17 protein-coding genes and 2 tRNA genes are annotated in these 20,724 nt (G+C 59.4%); 12 read left to right on the forward strand and 7 right to left on the reverse strand.

Annotated features, from left to right (window positions below; translation table 11 throughout):
* On the forward strand, window positions 1–822 hold an 822-nt coding region (locus RTS12_RS07430), incomplete at its 5' end, for a class I SAM-dependent methyltransferase (protein WP_312526998.1).
* A complete protein-coding gene (locus RTS12_RS07435; RefSeq protein ID WP_312526999.1) occupies window positions 819–1,625 on the forward strand; it encodes an SDR family oxidoreductase in 807 nt (268 codons plus the stop codon). The genes RTS12_RS07430 and RTS12_RS07435, both read left to right, overlap by 4 nt.
* A gap of 41 nt (window positions 1,626–1,666) precedes the next feature.
* On the opposite strand, the gene RTS12_RS07440 is transcribed toward RTS12_RS07435, so the two are convergent.
* Window positions 1,667–2,080, reverse strand: a complete 414-nt coding sequence (locus tag RTS12_RS07440) for a hypothetical protein (RefSeq protein WP_312527000.1) — start codon at window positions 2,078–2,080, stop codon at window positions 1,667–1,669.
* Window positions 2,081–2,159: 79 nt separating this feature from the next.
* On the opposite strand from RTS12_RS07440, the gene hemF reads away from it, so the two are divergent.
* The 4 genes from hemF to RTS12_RS07460 all read left to right on the forward strand — a co-directional run bounded on the left by hemF (window position 2,160) and on the right by RTS12_RS07460 (window position 6,497).
* Window positions 2,160–3,020: an oxygen-dependent coproporphyrinogen oxidase gene (gene hemF / locus RTS12_RS07445; RefSeq protein ID WP_312527002.1), complete on the forward strand. Its 861-nt coding sequence runs from the start codon at window positions 2,160–2,162 to the stop codon at window positions 3,018–3,020.
* A 324-nt stretch (window positions 3,021–3,344) separates the two neighbouring features.
* Window positions 3,345–3,908, forward strand: coding sequence for an alkyl hydroperoxide reductase subunit C (gene ahpC, locus RTS12_RS07450; RefSeq protein WP_312527005.1), 564 nt, complete (start codon window positions 3,345–3,347; stop codon window positions 3,906–3,908).
* Between the two features lie 90 nt (window positions 3,909–3,998).
* Window positions 3,999–5,567, forward strand: a complete 1,569-nt coding sequence (ahpF, locus tag RTS12_RS07455; RefSeq protein ID WP_312527007.1) for an alkyl hydroperoxide reductase subunit F — start codon at window positions 3,999–4,001, stop codon at window positions 5,565–5,567.
* Between the two features lie 6 nt (window positions 5,568–5,573).
* The gene (locus RTS12_RS07460) at window positions 5,574–6,497 is read left to right on the forward strand and encodes a LysR substrate-binding domain-containing protein (RefSeq protein WP_312527009.1); all 924 of its coding nucleotides are present in this window, start codon (window positions 5,574–5,576) and stop codon (window positions 6,495–6,497) included.
* Between the two features lie 35 nt (window positions 6,498–6,532).
* On the opposite strand, the gene kynU is transcribed toward RTS12_RS07460, so the two are convergent.
* Entirely contained in the window at window positions 6,533–7,795 is a 1,263-nt protein-coding gene (kynU, locus tag RTS12_RS07465) for a kynureninase (RefSeq protein ID WP_312527011.1), read from the reverse strand.
* A gap of 218 nt (window positions 7,796–8,013) precedes the next feature.
* Between kynU and RTS12_RS07470 the strand changes: the two genes are divergently transcribed.
* A complete protein-coding gene (locus tag RTS12_RS07470; protein WP_312527013.1) occupies window positions 8,014–8,448 on the forward strand; it encodes a GNAT family N-acetyltransferase in 435 nt (144 codons plus the stop codon).
* A 531-nt stretch (window positions 8,449–8,979) separates the two neighbouring features.
* Window positions 8,980–9,056, forward strand: a tRNA-Arg gene (locus RTS12_RS07475).
* Between the two features lie 390 nt (window positions 9,057–9,446).
* Here the strand turns inward: RTS12_RS07475 and RTS12_RS07480 are convergent.
* Window positions 9,447–9,536, reverse strand: a tRNA-Ser gene (locus tag RTS12_RS07480).
* 104 nt (window positions 9,537–9,640) lie between these two features.
* Between RTS12_RS07480 and RTS12_RS07485 the strand changes: the two genes are divergently transcribed.
* From RTS12_RS07485 to RTS12_RS07500, 4 genes are all read left to right on the forward strand, one after another.
* A complete protein-coding gene (locus RTS12_RS07485; RefSeq protein WP_312527015.1) occupies window positions 9,641–10,507 on the forward strand; it encodes a DUF2059 domain-containing protein in 867 nt (288 codons plus the stop codon).
* Window positions 10,504–11,613, forward strand: coding sequence for an NUDIX domain-containing protein (locus tag RTS12_RS07490; protein ID WP_312527017.1), 1,110 nt, complete (start codon window positions 10,504–10,506; stop codon window positions 11,611–11,613). Before RTS12_RS07485 ends, RTS12_RS07490 begins: the two co-directional genes overlap by 4 nt.
* A gap of 84 nt (window positions 11,614–11,697) precedes the next feature.
* The gene (locus RTS12_RS07495; RefSeq protein WP_312527019.1) at window positions 11,698–12,729 is read left to right on the forward strand and encodes a cysteine synthase A; all 1,032 of its coding nucleotides are present in this window, start codon (window positions 11,698–11,700) and stop codon (window positions 12,727–12,729) included.
* Between the two features lie 8 nt (window positions 12,730–12,737).
* A complete protein-coding gene (locus tag RTS12_RS07500; protein WP_312527021.1) occupies window positions 12,738–15,134 on the forward strand; it encodes a DUF3772 domain-containing protein in 2,397 nt (798 codons plus the stop codon).
* A gap of 244 nt (window positions 15,135–15,378) precedes the next feature.
* On the opposite strand, the gene RTS12_RS07505 is transcribed toward RTS12_RS07500, so the two are convergent.
* From RTS12_RS07505 to RTS12_RS07520, 4 genes are all read right to left on the reverse strand, one after another.
* Window positions 15,379–16,545 carry an AI-2E family transporter gene (locus RTS12_RS07505; RefSeq protein ID WP_312527023.1) on the reverse strand — a complete coding sequence of 389 codons (1,167 nt, stop codon included), beginning with the start codon at window positions 16,543–16,545 and terminating at the stop codon, window positions 15,379–15,381.
* A 37-nt stretch (window positions 16,546–16,582) separates the two neighbouring features.
* Window positions 16,583–19,342 (reverse strand): DNA gyrase subunit A, encoded by a 2,760-nt coding sequence (gene gyrA, locus RTS12_RS07510; protein ID WP_409455673.1) that lies wholly within the window; start codon window positions 19,340–19,342, stop codon window positions 16,583–16,585.
* Window positions 19,343–19,475: 133 nt separating this feature from the next.
* Complete coding sequence (locus tag RTS12_RS07515) at window positions 19,476–19,952, reverse strand: disulfide bond formation protein B (protein WP_312527025.1); 477 nt, start codon at window positions 19,950–19,952, stop codon at window positions 19,476–19,478.
* 52 nt (window positions 19,953–20,004) lie between these two features.
* Window positions 20,005–20,601 (reverse strand): DedA family protein, encoded by a 597-nt coding sequence (locus tag RTS12_RS07520; protein ID WP_312527026.1) that lies wholly within the window; start codon window positions 20,599–20,601, stop codon window positions 20,005–20,007.
* Between the last annotated feature and the right edge of the window lie 123 nt (window positions 20,602–20,724).

A 20,724-nucleotide genomic window follows, 5' to 3' on the forward strand; every position in this document is an offset into this window, starting at 1 on the left:
GGGCGTTTTGACGCGGCATTGGTCGTCATGCCGCGCGCGCGCGCCTTGGCACGGGCGCGCTTGGCACAAGCCAGCCAGCTGTTGCCTGCCGGTGCCACGCTTTGGATTGATGGCCTCAAGACCGACGGGATCGATTCGATCCTGCGCGAGTTGCGTGCGCTGTTGCCGATTGACGAGGTGCATTCGCGCGCCCATGGCAAGATCTTTCGCGTGACGATCCCTGAGGGGCGCTGGTTCCCCGATGATTGGATCGCCGCCCCGACCGAGGTCGCCCCCGGCATGATTACAATGCCCGGCGTTTTTTCCGCAGATGGTCCCGATCCGGCATCTGTTGCCCTTGCCGCCCAATTGCCCGAGCGTATGCCAACGCGCGTGGTTGATCTTGGCGCAGGTTGGGGCTGGCTTTCGGCGCAAATTCTGGCGCGGCCCGGTGTCGAAACACTGCATCTGGTCGAGGCGGATGCCGATGCGCTTGATTGCGCACGCCGCAATATCACCGATCCGCGTGCGCAGTTTCACTGGGCCGATGCCTTGTCTTTCAAACTGGCCGAGCCGGTCAACGCGGTCGTCATGAACCCACCCTTTCATCAGGGTCGGCGCGCGGACCCGTCCTTGGGGGTGGGCTTTATTCAATCTGCCGCCCGGCTTTTGACGGGCGCGGGCAAACTGTGGATGGTCGCAAACCGTCATTTGCCCTACGAGGCCACGCTGCGCGCCTCGTTTGGCGATGTCTCCGAGGTTTGGGGGGATTCGCGCTTTAAAGTGCTGGTCGCCACGGGCTCGGGACGGGGAAGTGCAGCCGTAAAGGGACGCCGCAAGTGAACCTGTCGATCCAAGGCAAAACCGCTATCGTCACCGGCGCAGGCAAGGGAATTGGCCTGGCCGTCGCCCGCCATTTTCGCGAAGCGGGTGCCAATGTCGTCTTTGCCGACAGTGATGAAAGCGCACTAGAGGCCGAACTGGGTGCCGATCTGTATGGTCAGGGACAGGTTCGCGGTTTTGCCGGGGATCTTGGACAAAAGCTGACGCTTGCCAATCTGGTTTCCGCCACGATCGACAGCTATGAGCGTGTTGATATCTTGGTCAATGCGCATCGCAATGTGCAGTTTTGCGATCCGATGTCACCCGATGACGAATTGCTGGGCAATATGTTGCGCGACAATATGAGCTCTGCGCTGAAGCTGTCGCAGATGGTGGCCAAGCGCATGGCGGCCCAGTCCGAGCTAGACCCGCCGGCCGTACAGGCTGGCGCAATCGTCAACATCACCTCGCTGGCTGCTGATCGTCCCCAACCGCAGATGTTGGCCTATTCGATTGCAAGTGCGGCGCAGGCGCAGGCCTCGCGCTCTTTGGCGATGGCGCTTGCGCCCAAAAAGATCCGCGTGAATGCCATCGCTTTTGCCAGCATCATGTCGGATGTCTTGCAAACGGGCCTTCGTGCCGAACCCGGACTGCGCGAGCGGCTGATTGCGGCAACGCCGCTGGGGCGGATTGCTGGCGCGGATGAACTGGGCGCTGCGGCACAGTTTCTGGCCAGTGAGGCCTCGGGCTTTATCACCGGCCAGATCCTGCGTGTCGATGGTGGGCGCAGCCTTGCAGATGGGCTGACACCGTCCATTTTCTAAGATGATGGCCTAGCCAACTGAATTATCGGCCACTTTATCCCTTAGTGCTTTTCCTCGGGATAGGCGGCACGGCAGGCGGCGACCGAGGCATTGGCCTGTTTGGCCAATGCGTTTCGACGCGCAATCAGATTGTCGCGTTTGCGCGCTTCGGCCGCAGGGTCGATCGGTACGCGGTAGCGCTCGGTGTCGGTGACATCGCGCAGACAGGGACGCGCCACAATCACCCTTTCTCCATTTTTGTTGCGCATCACAGCCGGACAGTCATCCCATTCGGTCCTGACAACGTTGCGTTCCTGCCAGGCGTAGCCGCGCGCCAGATTGCCCTCGACCTCTGCCAGCAGGCGCGAGACCGCGCGAAACTCGGAAGTATTGCGTGAAATGCACTGCTCTTGCGGTGTTGCGCAGGCCGCCAGCACCAGTAACGGCAAGATCGCGATCGGCAGGTTGCGGGGCATGGGAGTGACCTATAATGGTTGGCGCTTGTTCAATGTCGCTCTATTGAGCAACCAATTCAAGATGCGTGGAGACGGACCGATGAGCATGATAGATGAGCGCCAAGAGGCGGCAGGCTGGTTTCATGAGCTGCGCGACCGCATCGTTGCAGCCTTTGAAGATCTTGAGGCACGTGCCACGGGCGAGGCACCTGCCGGGAAATTCGAGGTGACGCCGACCAGCCGGCCCAATAATGGTGGCGGTGGCGTGATGTCCGTCATGCGCGGCGGTCGCGTCTTTGAGAAGGTTGGCGTGAACTGGTCAGAGGTCCACGGCGTTCTCGCACCCGAAGCCCAGGCGGCAATGACCGCACGTGGCGTTCCGGGTGTGGCCGAGGATCCGCGGTTTTGGGCAAGTGGCATCAGCTTGGTTGCACATATGCAAAACCCCCATGCGCCCGCGGTTCATATGAATACGCGCATGTTCTGGACCCCCTCGGCCTGGTGGTTTGGTGGGGGCAGCGACTTGAACCCTTGCCTGGAATATGCCGAGGATACTGCGCATTTCCATCAGGTGCTGCGCGAGGCCTGTGATCCCCATGACCCGGATTACTATGCCCGTTTCAAGGGCTGGGCAGACGACTATTTCTTTATTCCCCATCGCGGTCGCGCGCGCGGGGTAGGCGGCATCTTTTATGACGATCTGAACACCGGCGATTGGGGCAAGGACTATGCCTTTACCCGCGCGGTCGGTGAGGCATTCTTGCCCGCATTTCTGCCGCTGGCCGAAGCGCGATCCAAGTCGGACTGGGATCAGCAAGATCGCGAGGCCCAGCTAGTTCACCGTGGTCTTTATGCGGAATATAACCTCGTCTATGATCGCGGAACGAAGTTCGGCCTGGCCACGGGCCATGATGCAAATGCCGTTTTGATGAGCCTGCCGCCCTTGGCGAAATGGATTTGAGGGTGCGGCAGGGGCGCGATTGCGCGACCCTTTGACGCAGTGCAGAAAGAATTTGGATGGGCGGCGCAAACCAATGCGCTGCCCATTTTGTTTTTCTATGCTGAAAGGGCTGTAAAGTGTGATAAGTTAAATGAATAAATAGACGTAGTTAATTGAATATAATCAAAATTATTGATTAATATTTTTCTGTCACGTCTTTCATTCACACGACGATCTCTGAATTTTCGATATATGAAACCTATCAAAAATTCATATTCAATCTATTTTACAATCAATCCCAGACGTCCTAGATGAGTGCCAACGCAATCAGAAAGGGATCCGATCATGGCTCTGATCAATACGAAAATTCGTCCGTTCAAGGCTCAGGCTTTCAAGCAGGGCAAATTCATTGAAGTGACGAACGCCGATCTTGAGGGCAAATGGGCGGTCTTCTTCTTCTATCCGGCTGACTTCACCTTTGTTTGCCCGACCGAACTGGGCGATGTAGCAGATCACTACGAAGAATTGCAGAAAATGGGCGTCGAAGTGTTCTCGGTTTCGACCGATACGCATTTCACCCACAAGGCCTGGCATGACAGCTCGGAGACGATTAACAAGATCCAATATGCAATGATCGGCGACCCGGTCGGCATCATCACGCGCAACTTTGACGCCATGCGTGAAGCCGAAGGTCTTGCGGATCGCGCGACCTTTATCGTCGATCCGGATGGCATCATCCAGGCGATGGAAATCACCGCCGAAGGCATTGGCCGTGACGCGACTGATCTGGTGCGCAAAATCAAAGCTGCACAATATGTCCGCGCGCATCCCGGTGAGGTTTGCCCGGCAAAATGGAAAGAAGGCGAAGAGACCCTGGCGCCTTCGCTGGATCTGGTCGGCAAGATCTGATCACACGACCCATTCGGGTATCTGAGTGATGAAGAATGGCTCTCCGGCACCGGCCGGGGGGCTTTATGCCTGCGACATTGTGAGGACGACATGCTTGACGCCAATCTGAAGACTCAGCTCAAGGCCTATCTGGAGCGGGTGACGCGCCCGGTCGAGATCACTGCTTTTGCAGATGATGGCGCCAAATCGCGCGAGATGCTGGCTCTGCTCGATCAGATCCGCGAGCTGTCTGACAAAATCACCGTGACGCGGGGCGATGATGCCACGCGGGTGCCGTCTTTTGCGCTGACCTCGCCGGGGGAAGATATCAGCCTGACCTTTGCTGGCCTGCCGATGGGGCATGAGTTTACCTCGTTGGTTCTGGCGCTGTTGCAGGTCGGGGGGTATCCGCCCAAGCTTGAACAGGCGGTTCTTGATCAGATCCGCGGCCTGGAGGGCACGTTCAAATTCGAGACCTATTTCTCGTTATCCTGTCAGAATTGCCCGGATGTGGTGCAGGCGCTGAACCTGATGGCGGTTCTCAATCCCGGGATTGAACATGTGGCGATCGATGGGGCGCTATTTCAGCCTGAAGTCGAGGCGCGTCAGATCATGTCAGTGCCCACGGTGTTTTTGAATGGTCAGCCATTTGCCTCGGGGCGCATGAGCGCAGAAGAGATCCTGGCCAAAATCGACACGGGGGCGGCCAATCGCAGCGCGGATGCGGTCAATGCGCAGGCGCCTTTTGATGTGCTGGTCATTGGCGGCGGTCCCGCAGGTGCGGCTGCAGCCGTTTATGCCGCCCGCAAGGGAATTCGCACCGGCGTTGTCGCCGAGCGTTTTGGCGGGCAGGTTCTAGATACGATGGCGATCGAGAACTTCATCTCGGTTCCCCATACCGAGGGGCCGAAGCTGGCGATGGCACTTGAGACCCATGTTCGGGAATATGATGTCGAGATCATGAACCTGCAGAGCGCAACCAAGCTTGAGCGGGTCGATGAGGGCTTTCGTGTCACCATGGCATCGGGCGCGGCCTTGACGGCGGGGGCGGTCATTTTGTCGACCGGCGCGCGCTGGCGCAAACTGGGCGTTCCGGGCGAGGAAGATTACCTGAACAAAGGCGTGGCCTTTTGCCCCCATTGTGATGGGCCTTTGTTCAAGGGCAAGAGAATTGCGGTCGTTGGCGGCGGCAACTCGGGCGTTGAGGCGGCGATTGATCTGGCCGGGCTGGTGGCCCATGTCACCTTGATCGAATATGATAGCCAGCTGCGTGCCGATGATGTTTTGCAGCGCAAATTGCGCAGCTTGAAAAACGTCACCATTCTCACTTCGGCCAGAACCACCGAGGTCAAGGGCGATGGCCGTCGTGTTACCGGGCTGGTCTATGAGGACCGCAGCAGCAATGACATCCGTGAGCTGACGCTGGAGGGGATCTTTGTCCAGATTGGCCTGATGCCCAATACCGATTGGCTGAAGGGGACGCTGGATCTAAGCCCGCGCGGCGAGATCAAGGTTGATGCCTATGGCGCGACCTCGCTGGCGGGCGTCTTTGCGGCAGGCGACTGCACGACGACGCCTTACAAGCAGATCGTGATCGCCATGGGCGAGGGTGCCAAGGCCTCGCTTGCGGCCTTTGATCACCTGATCCGCATCTCGGCACCCGAAGAAGAAGCGGCGTAACGGCCTATGAACCTGCGTGAGCTGGAATATCTTGTGGCCTTGGCGGATCAACGCAACTTCCGCCGTGCCGCCGAGATCTGCGGGGTCAGCCAGCCCACCTTGTCGACCCAGCTGCGCAAGCTGGAAGAAGAGCTGGGCGCGACCTTGATCGAGCGCGCGCCCCGCAATGTCATCTTGACCGCTGCCGGTCAGGAGGCCTTGGCGCGGGCCCGCCGCATTCTGGACGAGGTGGCCCAGATGCGCGACGAGGCCGCCCGTCACAGCCCCCATGGCTCGACCCGTCTGCGTCTGGGGGTATTTCCGACGCTTGGGCCATATTTGCTGCCCCATCTCGTGCCGCGGCTGGTTGCCGAATTCCCCGAGGTCGAGCTGTTGCTTTCCGAAGAGAAAAGTGAGGTTCTGATCAGGCGGTTGGTCGATGGCCAGATCGATGCCGCGTTGCTGGCGCTGCCTGTGCAAGATCCGCATTTGACCGGCCGCAACCTGTTCAAAGAGCCCTTTTTGCTGGCGGTGCCGCCGGGTCACAAGCTGGCGGGACAGGCGCAAGTTGGCGCCGAGGCGCTTTCGGATCAAAGCCTGATGTTGCTGGAAGAGGGCCATTGCCTGCGCGATCAGGCATTGGATGTCTGCAGGCTTTCAGGCGCGGTCGAGCGATCGGGATTTCAGGGGACCAGCCTTGAAACACTGCGCCAGATGGTGGTGGCAGGGGTGGGGATCACGCTCTTACCCGCACTTGCCGCAGGGTCTGGGCAGGCAAGCGGGCAAAATCCGGTTCTGGTGTCGTTCTCTGATCCGACCATTTGCCGCCACATCGGCATATTTTGGCGCAGGACCACCTCGATGACCCGCATGATGGAGGCTTTTGCCCAGCTGATCAGCGCGGTGGCCTGCGAAAGGCTAAGCGAAACCTTGGGCGATCGCGCGCGCTGAGCGCGCGCAGATCCGGGCCGCGTCGGTCAAAAGTTTCAGGTGACAGCTGCGCGGACCGAAAACCGCGGGTCTTGCCATTCCCCGGTTTCAAGGATCTCGGCCAGGGTTTCGACCGCGTTCCAGACGTCTTCATGGCTCAGATAAAGTGGCGTAAAGCCAAAACGCATCACGTCCGGGGCGCGAAAATCTCCGATAACCTGGCGTGCGATCAAGGCTTGCATGATCGGATAGGCATGTGGGTGTGACAAAGCGATCTGAGAGCCGCGCAAGGCGTGATCGCGCGGCGTTTCCAGCCTCAGGCCGCTTTGGCCGCAGCGCGCCTTGATGCGCGCGATGAAAAGATCGGTGAGGCTTAGGCTTTTGGCGCGAAGCATCGCCAGATCGACATTTTGCCAGACCGCCAATGCGCCTTTCAGCGCGCGCAGCGACAAGATCGCCTGCGAGCCGCATAGGAATTTTGCAATGCCCTTGCCCCCTTCATATTGCCGTTCAAAGGCAAAGGGGCGGGCATGGCCCCACCAGCCCGAAAGCGGCTGGCGCAGCGCATCCAGATGGCGGGTTGCGGCGTAGATAAAGCCCGCAGCGCCCGGCCCGCCATTGAGATATTTATAGGTGCAGCCAACCGCGAAATCGGCCTGTGCCTGATCCAGCAGGATCGGCAAAGCCCCGGCGCTGTGGCAGAGATCCCAAATCACCAGCGCCCCGGCAGCGTGGATGCGCCGCGTCAGTGCCGCCATGTCGCGCAATGCGCCGCTGCGATAATCGACATGGTTCAGCAAGACGACGGCAACATCATCGGACAAAAGGTCCTCGATCCTTTCGGCGTCGACCCCTTCAAGCGCAAGCTTCATGCCCGGCTGCGAGGCCACAAGCCCCTGTGCGATGTAAAGATCGGTCGGAAAGCTAGAGGCCTCGGCAAGGACGGTCTTGCGATCGGGCCGCAGCGAAATGGCCGCACTCAGCGTCTTGAAAATATTGACCGACGTGCTGTCGCTGACGACCGTCTGACCTGGGGCAGCACCGATCAGAGGGGCGATCATCTCGCCCAGTTCCATCGGCAGCTGGAACCAGCCTGCGTCATTCCAGCTGCGGATCAGATCCTGCGCCCATTCCTGATGCGCGGCTTGATCGATCGCCGCCAGCGCCGCCTTGGGGGCGGGGCCAAGTGAGTTGCCGTCGAAATAAATCAGGCCCTCGGGCAGGATGAACTCTTGGCGGAACCGCGCCAGCGGATCTTTCGCATCTAGGTTGCGGATATCGTCAAGCGTCAGCGTCGATGTCATGATGTTCAACTGCACTAGGGGCGGCCACCAGCGGCCGGAATGAACACAGCTTGCCCGTGATATAGGCCCTGTGTAAAGGCGCGCGGTCGCGGCTGCCTTCCCCCTCGACACCGACGGCCAATTCTGGGAAACCGCGTCGAACCCGGTCTTGGTTCCGGGCAAGGCAGGCACAACGGCGGAGCAAGACTATGGCAGCAATGAAACAGCAAGCGACCCTGAGCCGGGAAACGCCCATGGCTCAAGATCTGGCCCTCCTTTTCGAGCGCCACACCGCTGATATGCATGCCGATACCCCGCCAGAATCGATCCATATGATGCCCCGCGAGACCTTGGACGACCCCGCTATCGGCTTTTTCGTTCTGCGTGATGAAGGGCGCCCGGTCGCCATGGGGGCGGTCAAGCGGCTCTCTCCATCTCATGGTGAGATCAAATCGATGCATGTCCTGAGTGAAGATCGCGGTCGTGGCCTTTCGCGGCAAATGCTTGAGGGGCTGATCGCTTATGCCCGCGCTCAGGGCTTTGCCCGGCTGAGCCTTGAAACCGGCATCCAGCCGACCTTTATCGCCGCACGCAGGCTGTATGAGCGCGCGGGATTTATCGAATGCCCCCCGTTTGAGGGCTATGACGAAGATCCCAACAGCCTGTTCATGACCCTGTCTTTGGCCTAAGGCCGCGCCGCCCAGTTTTACGCCGCGCTGGCGCATGACATGCAATTTAAAGGCCTTGGGTTTCGATCCGTCCAGTCCGGCAAAGTCTTTGCTGGGGTGAGGGGCGAGCTGCCCGGTGCCATCATCTATCGCAGTGAGCTTTTCCTTGGCAGGGAAGGGCGTTGATGCCTCATCTCCCAAAAGCTGCTGTCGGCATCAGACTGGCAGGATATGGAAAACTTTTTTAGAACAGGGTGGCAGGGTCGGCCAAGCGGCGCGTAACGATCCCGGCTCTTAACTGCGAAGCTGGTCTTGCTTTTACCCTTTGCCGGGGTCAGGCCTTTCTCAGCGGGCTGTCGGCCAAGCCCACGTTATTGGCTATCGACAAAGCCCGGAAAATATGGGAATTCCCACCCGAGCTTCTGCATAATTGCCAGATAGCACGCCCTGTTTGACGCTTTGGCTTTGCTGATGAAAAGCAAAAGTAAACAACATGGTAGGAAAGAGGCAGGCCTTGTGCGCCTCTTTCTGGGTGGCTATCATCTGGTGCACGGCCCCGTAGCTCAACTGGATAGAGCACCTGACTTCTAATCAGGTTGTTGGGCGTTCGAGTCGTCCCGGGGTCGCCAATTCTTCTTTTCCAACTGTCCGCTAAGCATCGCGAGCCGGGGTGATCATCTGGCCCAGCTCAGGCGCGTATTCACCTTGGCAAAGTCTAACGCGGTTTCACTGTGTTGCGGATCGATGTGCGGGGGCTGGATATGAGCGTCGGCCTCGCCGCATCGGGCACGAAGGTTTCGTTTCGCACAAATCCAGTGCGCCGAAACACTGCCGCCCAACTGTCATCTGGCACCTTTAACACAAGTATTTGAGATGCGCTGAGAAGCAGCCCAACAAATCTGCGAACGCAAGATAGATGACTGGGATATGGCGAAAGGATGTCAGGGGGTGCTGACGCCTATCTATGATTGTTTTGATGATAGGTTTTTATTTAAATCAAACCGTTGCCTGATTTAAAGTGGCGGAGAGGGTGGGATTCGAACCCACGGAACCCTTGCAGGCTCAACGGTTTTCGAGACCGCCCCGTTCGACCACTCCGGCACCTCTCCGCGCTTTTCTTGGTGTGGTGAGGGGCATTTAGCTGGGTGGGGGTTGAAGCGCAAGAGGGGTTCAGCCAGAAAATCATGAAAAGCGAAAAGAAAGGGCCTCCCGCATGAAGAAAGTCGCAAAAGCCGTGCTGATATCGACGCTGCTCGCGCTTTCAGGGGGGATCGTCGTTGGCGCCGAAGAGATCACCCAGCCCGCTATTAGCCAAAGCGATCAGATCCTTGCGCTGGAAATTCGCCGACTTCTTTCTTTGGATGAGGTGGTCGAGGTCATGTCGCAAGAGGCGGTGATCAGCGCAGGCGATGGCGCCGAGGGGCTGACGCCCGAACAACAAGAAAGCTGGCGCCAAGGGATCGCGCGCATCAACCGCTCTGAGCATTTGCAGCAACTGATGCGCGACGGGCTGGAAAACGCGCTGATCGACCGTGATCCCACCCAATTGCGCAAGGCGCTGTTGTTTTACCAAAGCAACTTGGGCCGTCAGCTTGTCCAGCTCGAGCTGTCCGCGCGCAGGGCGATGGTTGATCCAGAGGGAAAAGAGGCCGCAATCGCCGCCGCTGCTGACGCCAACACCAACGGCACTGCACGGCTGGCGATGATTGATCGCCTGATGTCGGCCTCAAACGTGGTGGATATCAATGTCGCAGGCAGCCTGAATGCGATGATGGCTGTCAATCGTGGGTTTGCGGCCGCCCTGCAAGAAGATCTTGGACCGATCGATACAACCGCGGATGCTTGGCAAGAAGAGCCAGCGATTCGCGCAGATATTCAGGAATGGGTTCAGGCCTTGCTCTATCTGGCCTATAGCCCGCTCGACGATCGCAGTTTAGATGAGGTCATCCATTTTGTGGCCTCGGATGAGGGGCAAGAGCTGGCCGATGTGCTTAGTCTGGCCTTTGATGGAATGTTTACCCGAATCGCCTATGAAACCGGGATGATGTCGGGCGCTATTCAGCTGGGAGAAGAGCTATGATCTTGCTGGTGGGACCATTGGCCCATCCGGCCATGCTGCGTGCCTTGCAGGTCAAGGGCGATGTGCAAACCATTCCGGGACGCCTGTTGGGCGGCTCGCGGGCAGGGATTGATCTGGATGGCTGGCCAGTCATTCAGAACAAAAGCGACGGGGATGAAGGGGCCAGAATTCCTGCCGTTGCCACCGAATGGACGCCGCGCTTGCGCCGCTATGCAGAAATCACCGGACTTGAGCCTGCCTATCTGGGTGGCCAACAGCTGCTGGGCCTACAAGATCACGGCGCGGGCTCTGACGCATCCCAGCTGTTTTCAACTGATCAATGGCCCGCGGATTTTGCCGCAGCGATTGCGATCTGGGTGCTGGATCAGTTGGCCGGGCATACACCCGCGCAGATCCGGCAGCGTTGGCCACGGATTGGGGATTGGGTGGGTGCCCAACAGCGCGCGGCACAAAACACCGCCTCTCAGAAGGGGCAGGGCGCCGAACTTGGCCCCGAAGGTGACGAGCGTTTCGAAATCCTGTTGCGGCGCGAGGCCTATGCCAATTTCTTTGCCGTCGAAGAGCTAAGCCTGCGTCATCGCCTTTATGGGGGCGGTTGGTCCAAGCCATTGCTGCGCGCGGCCTTTGTCTCGGGCGATGCAACGGTTGTCTTGCCGTGGGATCCGATCCGTGACCGGGTCTTGCTGATCGATCAGTTCCGCGCAGGCCCGGCTGCGCGCGGTGACCATCAGCCCTGGCTTTTCGAGGCCGTGGCTGGGCGTATTGATCAGGATGAGGATCCGCAGGATGCTGCGCGACGCGAGGCGCGCGAAGAGGCGGGGGTCGAGCTGCGCGATCTGATCGCCGGGCCGCATCATTATCCCAGCTCTGGGGCCACTGCCGAATTCATCTATCTGTATATCGGCATTGCCGATCTGCCCGATGGCATCACGGGAATCGGCGGGCTTGAAGACGAGGATGAGGATATCCGCTCGCATCTGATCTCGCGCCAGGCTTTGCTGGAGATGGTGCGCAACGGCGAAATCCGTAACGGTCCGCTGCTGGTTCTGGCGCTGTGGCTGGACCGCGAAGCCGAGGGGTTAAGGTCTAAATACACGCCTGTATAAGTCGTGTATTTAGGCGCCCGCCCTTGCCGCGCGTTCTGGCTGGCGTATAAACGGTGCATCCGTTTTACGCGAAAGGCCCTGCTTATGCGAATTTGCCCTGATCTCGCTGCTTCCATCGGAAATACCCCGCTGATCAAATTGCGCCGCGCCTCGGAATTGACGGGCTGTACCATTCTGGGCAAGGCCGAGTTCATGAACCCGGGCCAGTCGATCAAGGATCGTGCGGCATTGTTCATCATTCGCGACGCGATCGCGCGTGGTGCACTGCAGCCGGGTGGCACGATCGTCGAGGGAACAGCAGGCAATACCGGCATTGGCCTTGCGCTGGTCGGGGCCTCGATGGGCTTTCGCTCGGTCATCGTGATCCCTGAAACGCAAAGCCAGGAAAAAAAGGATATGCTTCGCCTTGCCGGGGCAGAGCTTGTGCAGATCCCGGCGGCACCTTACCGCGATCCCAATAACTATGTGCGCTACTCGGGCCGTCTGGCCGAGGCTTTGGCCAAAACCGAACCGCATGGCGCGATCTGGGCCGATCAATTCGACAATACTGCCAACCGCCAGGCCCATCTCGAGACCACTGGCCCCGAGATCTGGGAGCAAACCGGTGGCAAGGTCGATGGCTTTATCTGCTCGGTCGGTTCGGGTGGAACGCTGGCAGGGGTCGCGATGGCGCTCCAGCCCAAAGGGGTGAAAATCGGTCTGGCCGATCCGGATGGCGCGGCGCTTTATTCCTATTACACGACCGGAAAGCTGGACAGCCCCGGCAGCTCGATCACCGAAGGCATCGGCCAGGGGCGCATCACGCGTAACCTTGAGGGCTTCACCCCGGATATGAGCTACCGCATCCCCGATGCCGAGGCGCTGACCGTCATTTTCGATCTTCTCGAGCATGAGGGCCTTTGCCTTGGCGGTTCCTCGGGGATCAACGTCGCGGGTGCCATGCGCATGGCGCGCGAAATGGGGCCAGGACATACGATCGTTACCGCGCTTTGCGATTCCGGTACACGCTATCAAAGCAAGCTGTTCAATCCCGAGTTCCTGCGCGCGCGCAATCTGCCGGTGCCCGAATGGCTTGACCGTCAGCCGGCTGATCTGCCCGCCGTCTTTGAAGACTAAGGATGATGATGCGTTTTCTTGTCGCGCTGACGCTTTCGATCTTTTTGGCCTTTACCCAGATCGGGGCGGCGCAGGATGCTGCGCAACCCGACTATCTGGCCTGGGAAAAGCTTGCGAGCCAAACCGAACAGATCCTGCAATCAGGTCAGGCCAATGCGGCCCGGCTTGAGGCGATCCGCGCCGAGGTGGTCAAATGGCGCGACCGCTTTCGAGGCGCCGAGGGCACCAATGCGACACGCATTTCTACGCTGAAGGATCAGATCGCGGCGCTGGGCCCGGTTCCGGGCGAGGGGCAAACGGAATCCGAGGATATTGCCGCGCGCCGCAAGGAATTGAACGCACAGCTATCCGAGCTGCAGGCACCCGGCCTGGCCGCAGTCGAGGCATTCGGTCGCGCCGACGGGATCGTGCAGCAGATCGACAAGGCGCAGCGAGACAACCAGACCAACGCGATTTTGCGATTGGCACCCACGCCGCTGAACCCGGCCAATTGGGCACCAGCGTTCCAAGATGGCTATAAGCTGGTGGCGGGGATTGCGGGCGAGTTTTTGTCGCGCTTTGAAGCCAAGGGCGGCTGGGCAGGGGCGCGCGACTGGGCGCCCAAGGTCATTTTTGTTCTGCTGGCCGCGCTTTTGCTGCTGACCAAAGGCCGACAGTGGATCGATTCACTGCCCTCGCGCCTGTCAGAGCGCGCAAGTGAGCGCACGCGCGCGACGCTGAATTTTGCCGTCTCATTGGGACAGATCGCGGTGCCGTTGATGGGGGTGATCCTTCTGGTCATCGCCATGCTGGTCTCGGATCTTTTCGGGCAATGGGGCAAGCCGCTTATCCTGACACTGCCCGGGGCGGGCCTTGCGCTATTTGGCGGGGTGTGGCTGACGCGGCGGCTGTTCTCGCCGGCCAGTTTTGGCAATACGCCATCCTCGCTGCCTTTGCCGGAAAGGGCTCAGGGGCAGGCGCGGGTCAGTGCCGCGCTTTTGTCTGCGGCCGTGGCGCTGCACCAGATCTTTGGTGCAGCCGTATTGCCGCTTTCGGGCTTTCTTAGCCGACCTGATCCGGCAGGGCGGATTCCGCTGCAGATTTCGGATGCATCGGCCGCAGTCTGGCATCTGCCCATCATTTTGCTGGGGGCATTGTTTCTGTTCCGCCTGTGCAATGTGTTGCGGCATCTGACCCAATACGACACTTCGGAAAATCCTGCTTATCGGCTGCGCATTCTGGCGACCTTCGGCTCGATCGGACGGCTGGTGGCGATTGCTGCGGTGGTGCTTGCGGCAATTGGATATGTCGCAGCCGCCAATGCCTTGCTTTGGCCGATGTCGATGACACTGGCCCTGGTGGGGCTGTTGATTCTGCTGCAAGATTTCATCGCCGATCTTTATGCAATGGCCAAAGGCGGGGGCACAGCCGCACGCGATTCACTGATGCCCGTTCTGGTCGGCTTTGCACTGGTGCTGGCCTCGGTGCCGCTATTTGCCCTGATCTGGGGCGCACGCAGCACCGAGCTAAGCGAGTTCTGGACCAAAATGCGCGATGGCATAGCCATTGGCGGCATTCGGCTGTCACCGACCGGAATTCTGGCCTTTCTGATCATCTTTACCATCGGCTATTCGGTCACGCGCTTTTTCCAAGGTGCCTTGCGCACGACAATCCTGCCCAAGACCAAAATCGACGCTGGCGGACAGAATGCGATCGTCTCGGGGCTGGGATATGTCGGTATCACGCTTGCGGTGATGATGGCTGTCAGCAGCGCGGGGATTGACCTGAGCTCACTCGCCTTTGTGGCTGGTGCCTTGTCGGTCGGTATCGGTTTTGGCCTGCAAAACATCGTCTCGAACTTTGTTTCGGGCATTATCTTGCTGGTCGAGCGCCCGATTACCGTCGGTGACTGGATCGAGGTCGGGGGCAAACAGGGCATCGTCAAAAGGATTTCGGTACGATCAACCCATATCCAGACCTTTGACCGCACCGAAGTCATCGTTCCGAACTCGGATTTCGTAAGCCAGTCCGTGACCAACTGGACGCGCAACAACCTGTCGGGCCGGGTGATCGTTCCGGTGGGCGTGGCCTATGGCACCGACACACGCAAGGTCGAGCGCGTCTTGCGCGAGATTGCCGAGGACCAGCCGACCGTGCTGATCACGCCGCCTCCTGCGATTATTTTCAAAGGGTTCGCGGCGGATAGCATGAGCTTTGAAATCAGGGCGATCGTGTCGGATGTGAACGGGGGAACGGGGGTGATCTCTGAGATCAATCACCAGATCGCGCGTCGCTTCGCCGAAGAGGACATCGAGATGCCCTTCCCACAGCGCGATCTGTGGCTACGCAATCCCGAAGTTTTGCACGAAAACCTGCCAAAGCCACGCCGCAGTGTCGTATCAGAGCCCGACCCGGGCCCACAGTAGCCCCCGATGGACCCAAGGACCATCGGATTGCGCCCCATGGATGACGATATCCCTCATCGTCCCGGACGCCAGGATGATGACGGTGATGGTGATGGCGACGACGATGGCGGTGATGGCCCCTCGGGCTATGGCGCACAGTTCGAACGAAACTAGCGCCTCACCCCTCAAGCCGTTCAAAAGCCCCGCCGTTGCGGGGCTTTTTTCTGTCCATGATCCCATTCACCTGAAGCCACAGGCGATCAGATCAATGTTGAGAGTTTTGCAATTGGCTTGCCAGCGTCGCGGGGCTTTGCGCGGCGGGGGCTGCGGGCTCGGTGCCCTGTGGCGGGATCTGGCTCGGGGCAGGGACGTAACCTTCGCCCAGATTATCATCGGCAAAGCCTTCGCGCGAAAGCAGGATCGCAACCGGGCGCAGCCAAGGAATATGGGCGCAAATGATCATGATCGCGGCCATGATCGGCACCGATAGAAACATCCCCGGAAGGCCCCAAACCGCGCCCCAGACTGCCAGCGACAGCACAATGCCAAAGGACGACATGCGCAGCGTCTGCCCCAGCAACATTGGGTCCAAAATATTGCCGATCAGGAAATGGACGCAAGTACAGGCAATGCCAATCACGACGGTTTCCGGAACTCCGCCCGTCTGGGCCAAGGCCAAAAGCACTGCGACCACCGTCGCAATGATCGAACCGATGGTCGGAATAAAGTTCAAGATAAAGGTGATCATGGCAATCGGCCCGGCCAGATCCAGACCCGCCACCCAGAAAATCACCCAGACCAGGCCAGCGGTCAATGCGCTGACCAGCGCCTTGATCACCAGATAGCGGTTCACACTGCGCATGATCGAGGAAATGATCGCGCGCACCTTATCGGCTTTCTCCGGATCTCCGGTCAGCCGTTCGATCTTGATGGGAAACCAGACCCGCTCGGTGAACATGAAGCCCACATAAAGCAAGATCATCACCACGCCTGAAAACAGGTTCGACGCCTGCGCAGCGACCTGCCGGATCCAGCCGGTAAAGTTAAAGCTCTGAATAAAGCTCTCGACCGCAGATTGGGCATTTGGCCCCATCCATTCGGTCAGCTCAGGCAGAAGGCTTTGGGCCTTTTCCGCATAAGCAATCGAGGTCGAGACGATCTCATTGACCTGGGCCGCGATCATCGTCGTGATCCACAACAGGCCAAATGCGATCACGACCAGCGCAAGTGTCGTTGCAAACCAGGTCGGAACCTTCAGCTTGGCAAAAGCATAAATCGCATCCGAGGTCAGCGAGAAGATGATGACCGCGATCGATAAAGTGATCAGCAGAAACTTGGCCTGCACCAGCAGGAAAAGCAAAAGGGCGAAGGCGACAATCCCTAGAAAACCTGTCTGCAACCGCTCGCGCAGCACCGATTCTCCTGAAACCACCCGTCGCCCTCGCTCTGATCCAAATACCTATGCGGCGTTACGCCTCGACCTCATCCTCGCCGTTTTCCGCGATCCGGGCAACCGAAACCACTTCCTCACCGGCGGCTGTGTTGAACACGCGTACCCCCCCGGCCGAGCGCGAGCGGAAGCTGATCCCCTCGACCGGGACACGGATCGATTGGCCAGTCGAGGTTGCCAGCATGATCTGATCGTCACGTTCGACCGGGAACGAGGCCACCAAAGGTCCGCCACGCATGGCTTTGTCCATGGCCATAACGCCTTGGCCACCGCGCCCGCGCACCGGATAATCGTGGCTGGACGAGATCTTGCCCTGACCACGCGCAGTGATCGTCAAAATCGCATCTTCAGCCGCCGACATTTCGGCATAGCGCTCTTGCGAGATTGCGGCTTCGGCGATGTTTTCCTCGTCTTCGTCGACCTCGGCACCATCATCCAGCGCACCTTCGACGGCGCGGCGCATTTTCAGATAGGCTGCGCGCTCGGCGGGATCTGCTTCAAAATGGCGGATGACCGACATTGAAACGACCTTGTCGCCATCAGACAGCCGGATGCCGCGCACGCCGGTGGAATCGCGCCCTTTGAACACACGCACATCCGTCGTCTGGAAGCGGATTGCGCGGCCAAGTGCGGTGACCAGCATGACATCATCTGCCTCGGTGGCCATGCGCACGCCAATCAGTTCGACCCCATCGGGCAGCTTCATGGCGATCTTACCATTCGATTTCACATTGGTGAAATCGGACAAAGCGTTCCGGCGCACGTCACCTTCAGAGGTGGCGAAAATGGTCTGATAGTTGTCCCATTCGGCCTCGGGGGCATCCACCGGCATCAAAGCCGCGATCGATACGCCCGGCTCGATCGGAAGGATATTGACGATGGCCTTGCCCTTGGCAGTACGCCCACCCAGCGGAAGCCGCCAGGTTTTCATGCGATAGACCATGCCGTCGGTTGTGAAGAACAACAGCTCGGTATGGGTATTGGCCACGAACAGGGTGGTTACGACATCGTCTTCTTTGGTGGCCATGCCCGACAGGCCCTTGCCGCCGCGACGCTGCGCGCGGAACTCGGCCAAGGCGGTGCGCTTGATATAGCCGCCCGAGGTGATGGTCACGACCATATCCTCGCGCTCGATCAGATCCTCGTCATCCATATCGCCGGACCAATCGGTGATCTCGGTACGACGCGGAATGGCAAAGAGCTCTTTTACCTCACGCAGCTCATTCGAGATGATCTCCATGATCCGCTCACGCGAGGCAAGAATGGCCAGGAATTCGCGAATGGAATCCGCCAACGTTTTCAGCTCGTCGGTGACTTCCTTGACCCCAAGCTGGGTCAGGCGCTGCAGACGCAGCTCAAGGATGGCACGGGCCTGGGTTTCAGAGAGGTTATAGGTGCCGTCGTCATTGACCGGATGTTTCGGATCATCGATCAGCTTGAGATATTCAACGATCTCATGGGCTGGCCAGCGCCGTTCCATCAGCTTTTCGCGCGCTTCAGCCGCATCAGCCGAGGCGCGGATCGTGGCCACAACCTCGTCAACGTTGGAAACTGCCACGGCCAGACCGCACAGGATATGGCTGCGTTCGCGGGCCTTGCGCAGCTCAAAGGCCGTGCGGCGTGCAACAACTTCTTCGCGGAAGCTGATGAAATGGGTCAGAAAATCGCGCAGCGTCAGCTGCTCGGGGCGGCCACCGTTCAGCGCCAGCATGTTGCAACCAAAGCTGGTCTGCATCGGCGTGAAGCGGAACAGCTGGTTCAGAACCACCTCGGCCGTGGCATCACGTTTCAGATCGACGACGACGCGCACGCCAATGCGGTCGGATTCGTCTTGAACATGGGCGATGCCCTCGATCTTTTTCTCTTTGGCAAGCTCGGCGATCTTTTCGATCATCGTCGCCTTGTTCACCTGATAGGGGATCTCGTCGATAACGATCGACTCGCGGCCGTTGCGGCCCTGTTCGATCCGGGTTTTCGCCCGCAAAATGACCGAGCCTCGCCCCTCGAGATAGGCTTTGCGCACACCCGAGCGGCCCAGAATGATGCCTCCCGTCGGGAAGTCCGGGCCGGGCACGATTTCCATCAACGCCTCGGTCGGCAGATCCGGGTTTTCAATCAGGGCAAGCGTTGCGTCGCAGACTTCGCCAAGGTTATGGGGCGGAATATTGGTCGCCATACCGACGGCGATACCGCCCGCGCCATTGACCAGCATGTTGGGGAAACGCGCGGGCAGGACCGTCGGTTCGCGGTCCTTGCCATCGTAGTTGTCCTGGAAAACGACTGTGTCTTTTTCGATATCGGCCAGCAGGAAGGCTGCGGGCTTGTCCATGCGCACTTCGGTGTAACGCATGGCCGCGGCACTGTCGCCGTCCATCGAGCCAAAGTTGCCCTGACCGTCAAGCAGCGGCAGCGACATCGAGAAATCCTGCGCCATGCGCACCAGCGCATCATAGATCGCAGCATCGCCATGGGGGTGATATTTACCCATGACATCGCCGACCGGGCGCGCCGATTTGCGATAGGCCTTGTCGTGGGTGTTACCCGTTTCATGCATCGCAAACAGGATGCGCCGATGGACCGGCTTCAGCCCGTCGCGCAGATCGGGGATCGCGCGGCTGACGATGACGGACATAGCATAGTCAAGATAGGCCGTGCGCATCTCATCCGAGATGTTCACCACCGGCCCGTCATGCGGCATCACCGCCCGTTCGCTGGTTTCCTGCGTCGCAGCAGCGTTGTCGGTGTTGTCGTCGTGGTCGTTTTCCGGAGTGTCTGACACGGGATCGCCTCAAGATATTGTTGTAGGACGGTATACCGCCCACTGGCCTTGGACGCAATCACGCAGGGCCCGGATCAGGGGAAATGCCAAGAAAATATGAAGAAAATCACAAAGTTTCGCGGCTTTTCACGCCTCAGGCGCGGCGAAGGGCCGAAGCGGCCCAAACCAGCGACAAGGTCGCCGAGCAGATCGCGTTCCAGCCTGCCATCGAGATGCCAAGCAGGCTCCAGGCGGCCTCATCGCAGCGCACCACGGGGGCGGCTTGAAGCTGCGCCATCAGATCGGTGGTCGAGAGCTGCGTCATATGCGAAATGCCACCCGAGCAATGCGCAGGGCCGGCCCAGAATTTCAGCTCGACGCCAGTATGGAAAATCGCGAATGCCGTCGCCACAAGCGCGGCCAGCAGCCCCAAAATGGCCAAGGCGCGGTGCCAGCCAAAGGCCCAGATGGCAAGGCCAATCACGGCCGCCGCCAGATGTGGCCAGCGCTGCAGGATGCACAATTCGCACGGGGCATAGCCGAAATACTGAAATGTCAGCGCCGCCAAAAGCAATGCAGCTGAGCCAAGTCCGGCCAATCCGGCAAGCGATCTGTTGGTCAATTCGTTCATGGCTCGGAGATACTTTCCTGCACTGCGGCTGGCAAATGCCAATTGAGTGAAATCAGCGCGGCTTCCACGTGAATACGCGGTAAAGATAGATGACGACAACCAGAACCACGATCACTTTCGACAACGGATCGACCCAATCGGCCACCAGCGCATATTGGCTTTGCAGCAAATAGCCCGAAATGGTCAGCAAGCTGGTCCAAAGCGCGCTTCCGATCGTGGTATAGACCAAGAACCGCCACAAAGGCATGCGCACAAAGCCCGCCGGGACCGAAATCAGCGTCCGGATCGTCGGCAGCATCCGCCCCAGCAGCACCGCCAGAACGCCATATTGGTCAAACCAGCGGTGGGCTGTGTCGATGTCGCTTGGCGATACGGTCATCAAGCGGCCATGACGTGCGGCCCAACGCTTGATGCGCGCCTCGCCGATCCACAGACCGATGTAATACCACATGGTCGTGCCCAGCACCGATCCCGCCGTTCCGGCGAGAATGGTCAACCACAGGTTCAGCTTGCCCGAACCCGCCAAAAAACCAGCCAGCGGCATGATCAGCTCGGATGGGATCGGCGGAAAGACATTCTCGGCGACCATCAGGAAGAAGATCCCCGGATAACCCCAGTGATCGATCGTCGAAACAATCCAGTCGAACATTCATTCCTCCGGCTTTCCTTGGTGCTTTGCTGCTGTGCAGGGGCGGAACTGTCAAGTCTCTGAGTGCGTTGTGAAACCGCCCGGATCACGTCAGATCTGACGCGACTGTAAATTCCGGCACTA

It is taken from the genome of Paracoccus sp. (in: a-proteobacteria) (assembly GCF_032007265.1).
Taxonomy (GTDB): Bacteria; Pseudomonadota; Alphaproteobacteria; order Rhodobacterales; family Rhodobacteraceae; genus Paracoccus.

Excerpts from the sequence above, each read along its gene's own strand:
- RTS12_RS07440 (WP_312527000.1), bottom strand. The coding sequence starts at position 2,080 with ATGCCCCGCAACCTGCCGATCGCGATCTTGCCGTTACTGGTGCTGGCG.
- hemF (WP_312527002.1), top strand. The coding sequence starts at position 2,160 with ATGAGCATGATAGATGAGCGCCAAGAGGCGGCAGGCTGGTTTCATGAG.
- ahpC (WP_312527005.1), top strand. The coding sequence starts at position 3,345 with ATGGCTCTGATCAATACGAAAATTCGTCCGTTCAAGGCTCAGGCTTTC.
- ahpF (WP_312527007.1), top strand. The coding sequence starts at position 3,999 with ATGCTTGACGCCAATCTGAAGACTCAGCTCAAGGCCTATCTGGAGCGG.
- RTS12_RS07460 (WP_312527009.1), top strand. The coding sequence starts at position 5,574 with ATGAACCTGCGTGAGCTGGAATATCTTGTGGCCTTGGCGGATCAACGC.
- RTS12_RS07470 (WP_312527013.1), top strand. The coding sequence starts at position 8,014 with ATGGCTCAAGATCTGGCCCTCCTTTTCGAGCGCCACACCGCTGATATG.
- RTS12_RS07485 (WP_312527015.1), top strand. The coding sequence starts at position 9,641 with ATGAAGAAAGTCGCAAAAGCCGTGCTGATATCGACGCTGCTCGCGCTT.
- RTS12_RS07490 (WP_312527017.1), top strand. The coding sequence starts at position 10,504 with ATGATCTTGCTGGTGGGACCATTGGCCCATCCGGCCATGCTGCGTGCC.
- RTS12_RS07495 (WP_312527019.1), top strand. The coding sequence starts at position 11,698 with ATGCGAATTTGCCCTGATCTCGCTGCTTCCATCGGAAATACCCCGCTG.
- RTS12_RS07500 (WP_312527021.1), top strand. The coding sequence starts at position 12,738 with ATGCGTTTTCTTGTCGCGCTGACGCTTTCGATCTTTTTGGCCTTTACC.
- RTS12_RS07515 (WP_312527025.1), bottom strand. The coding sequence starts at position 19,952 with ATGAACGAATTGACCAACAGATCGCTTGCCGGATTGGCCGGACTTGGC.
- RTS12_RS07520 (WP_312527026.1), bottom strand. The coding sequence starts at position 20,601 with ATGTTCGACTGGATTGTTTCGACGATCGATCACTGGGGTTATCCGGGG.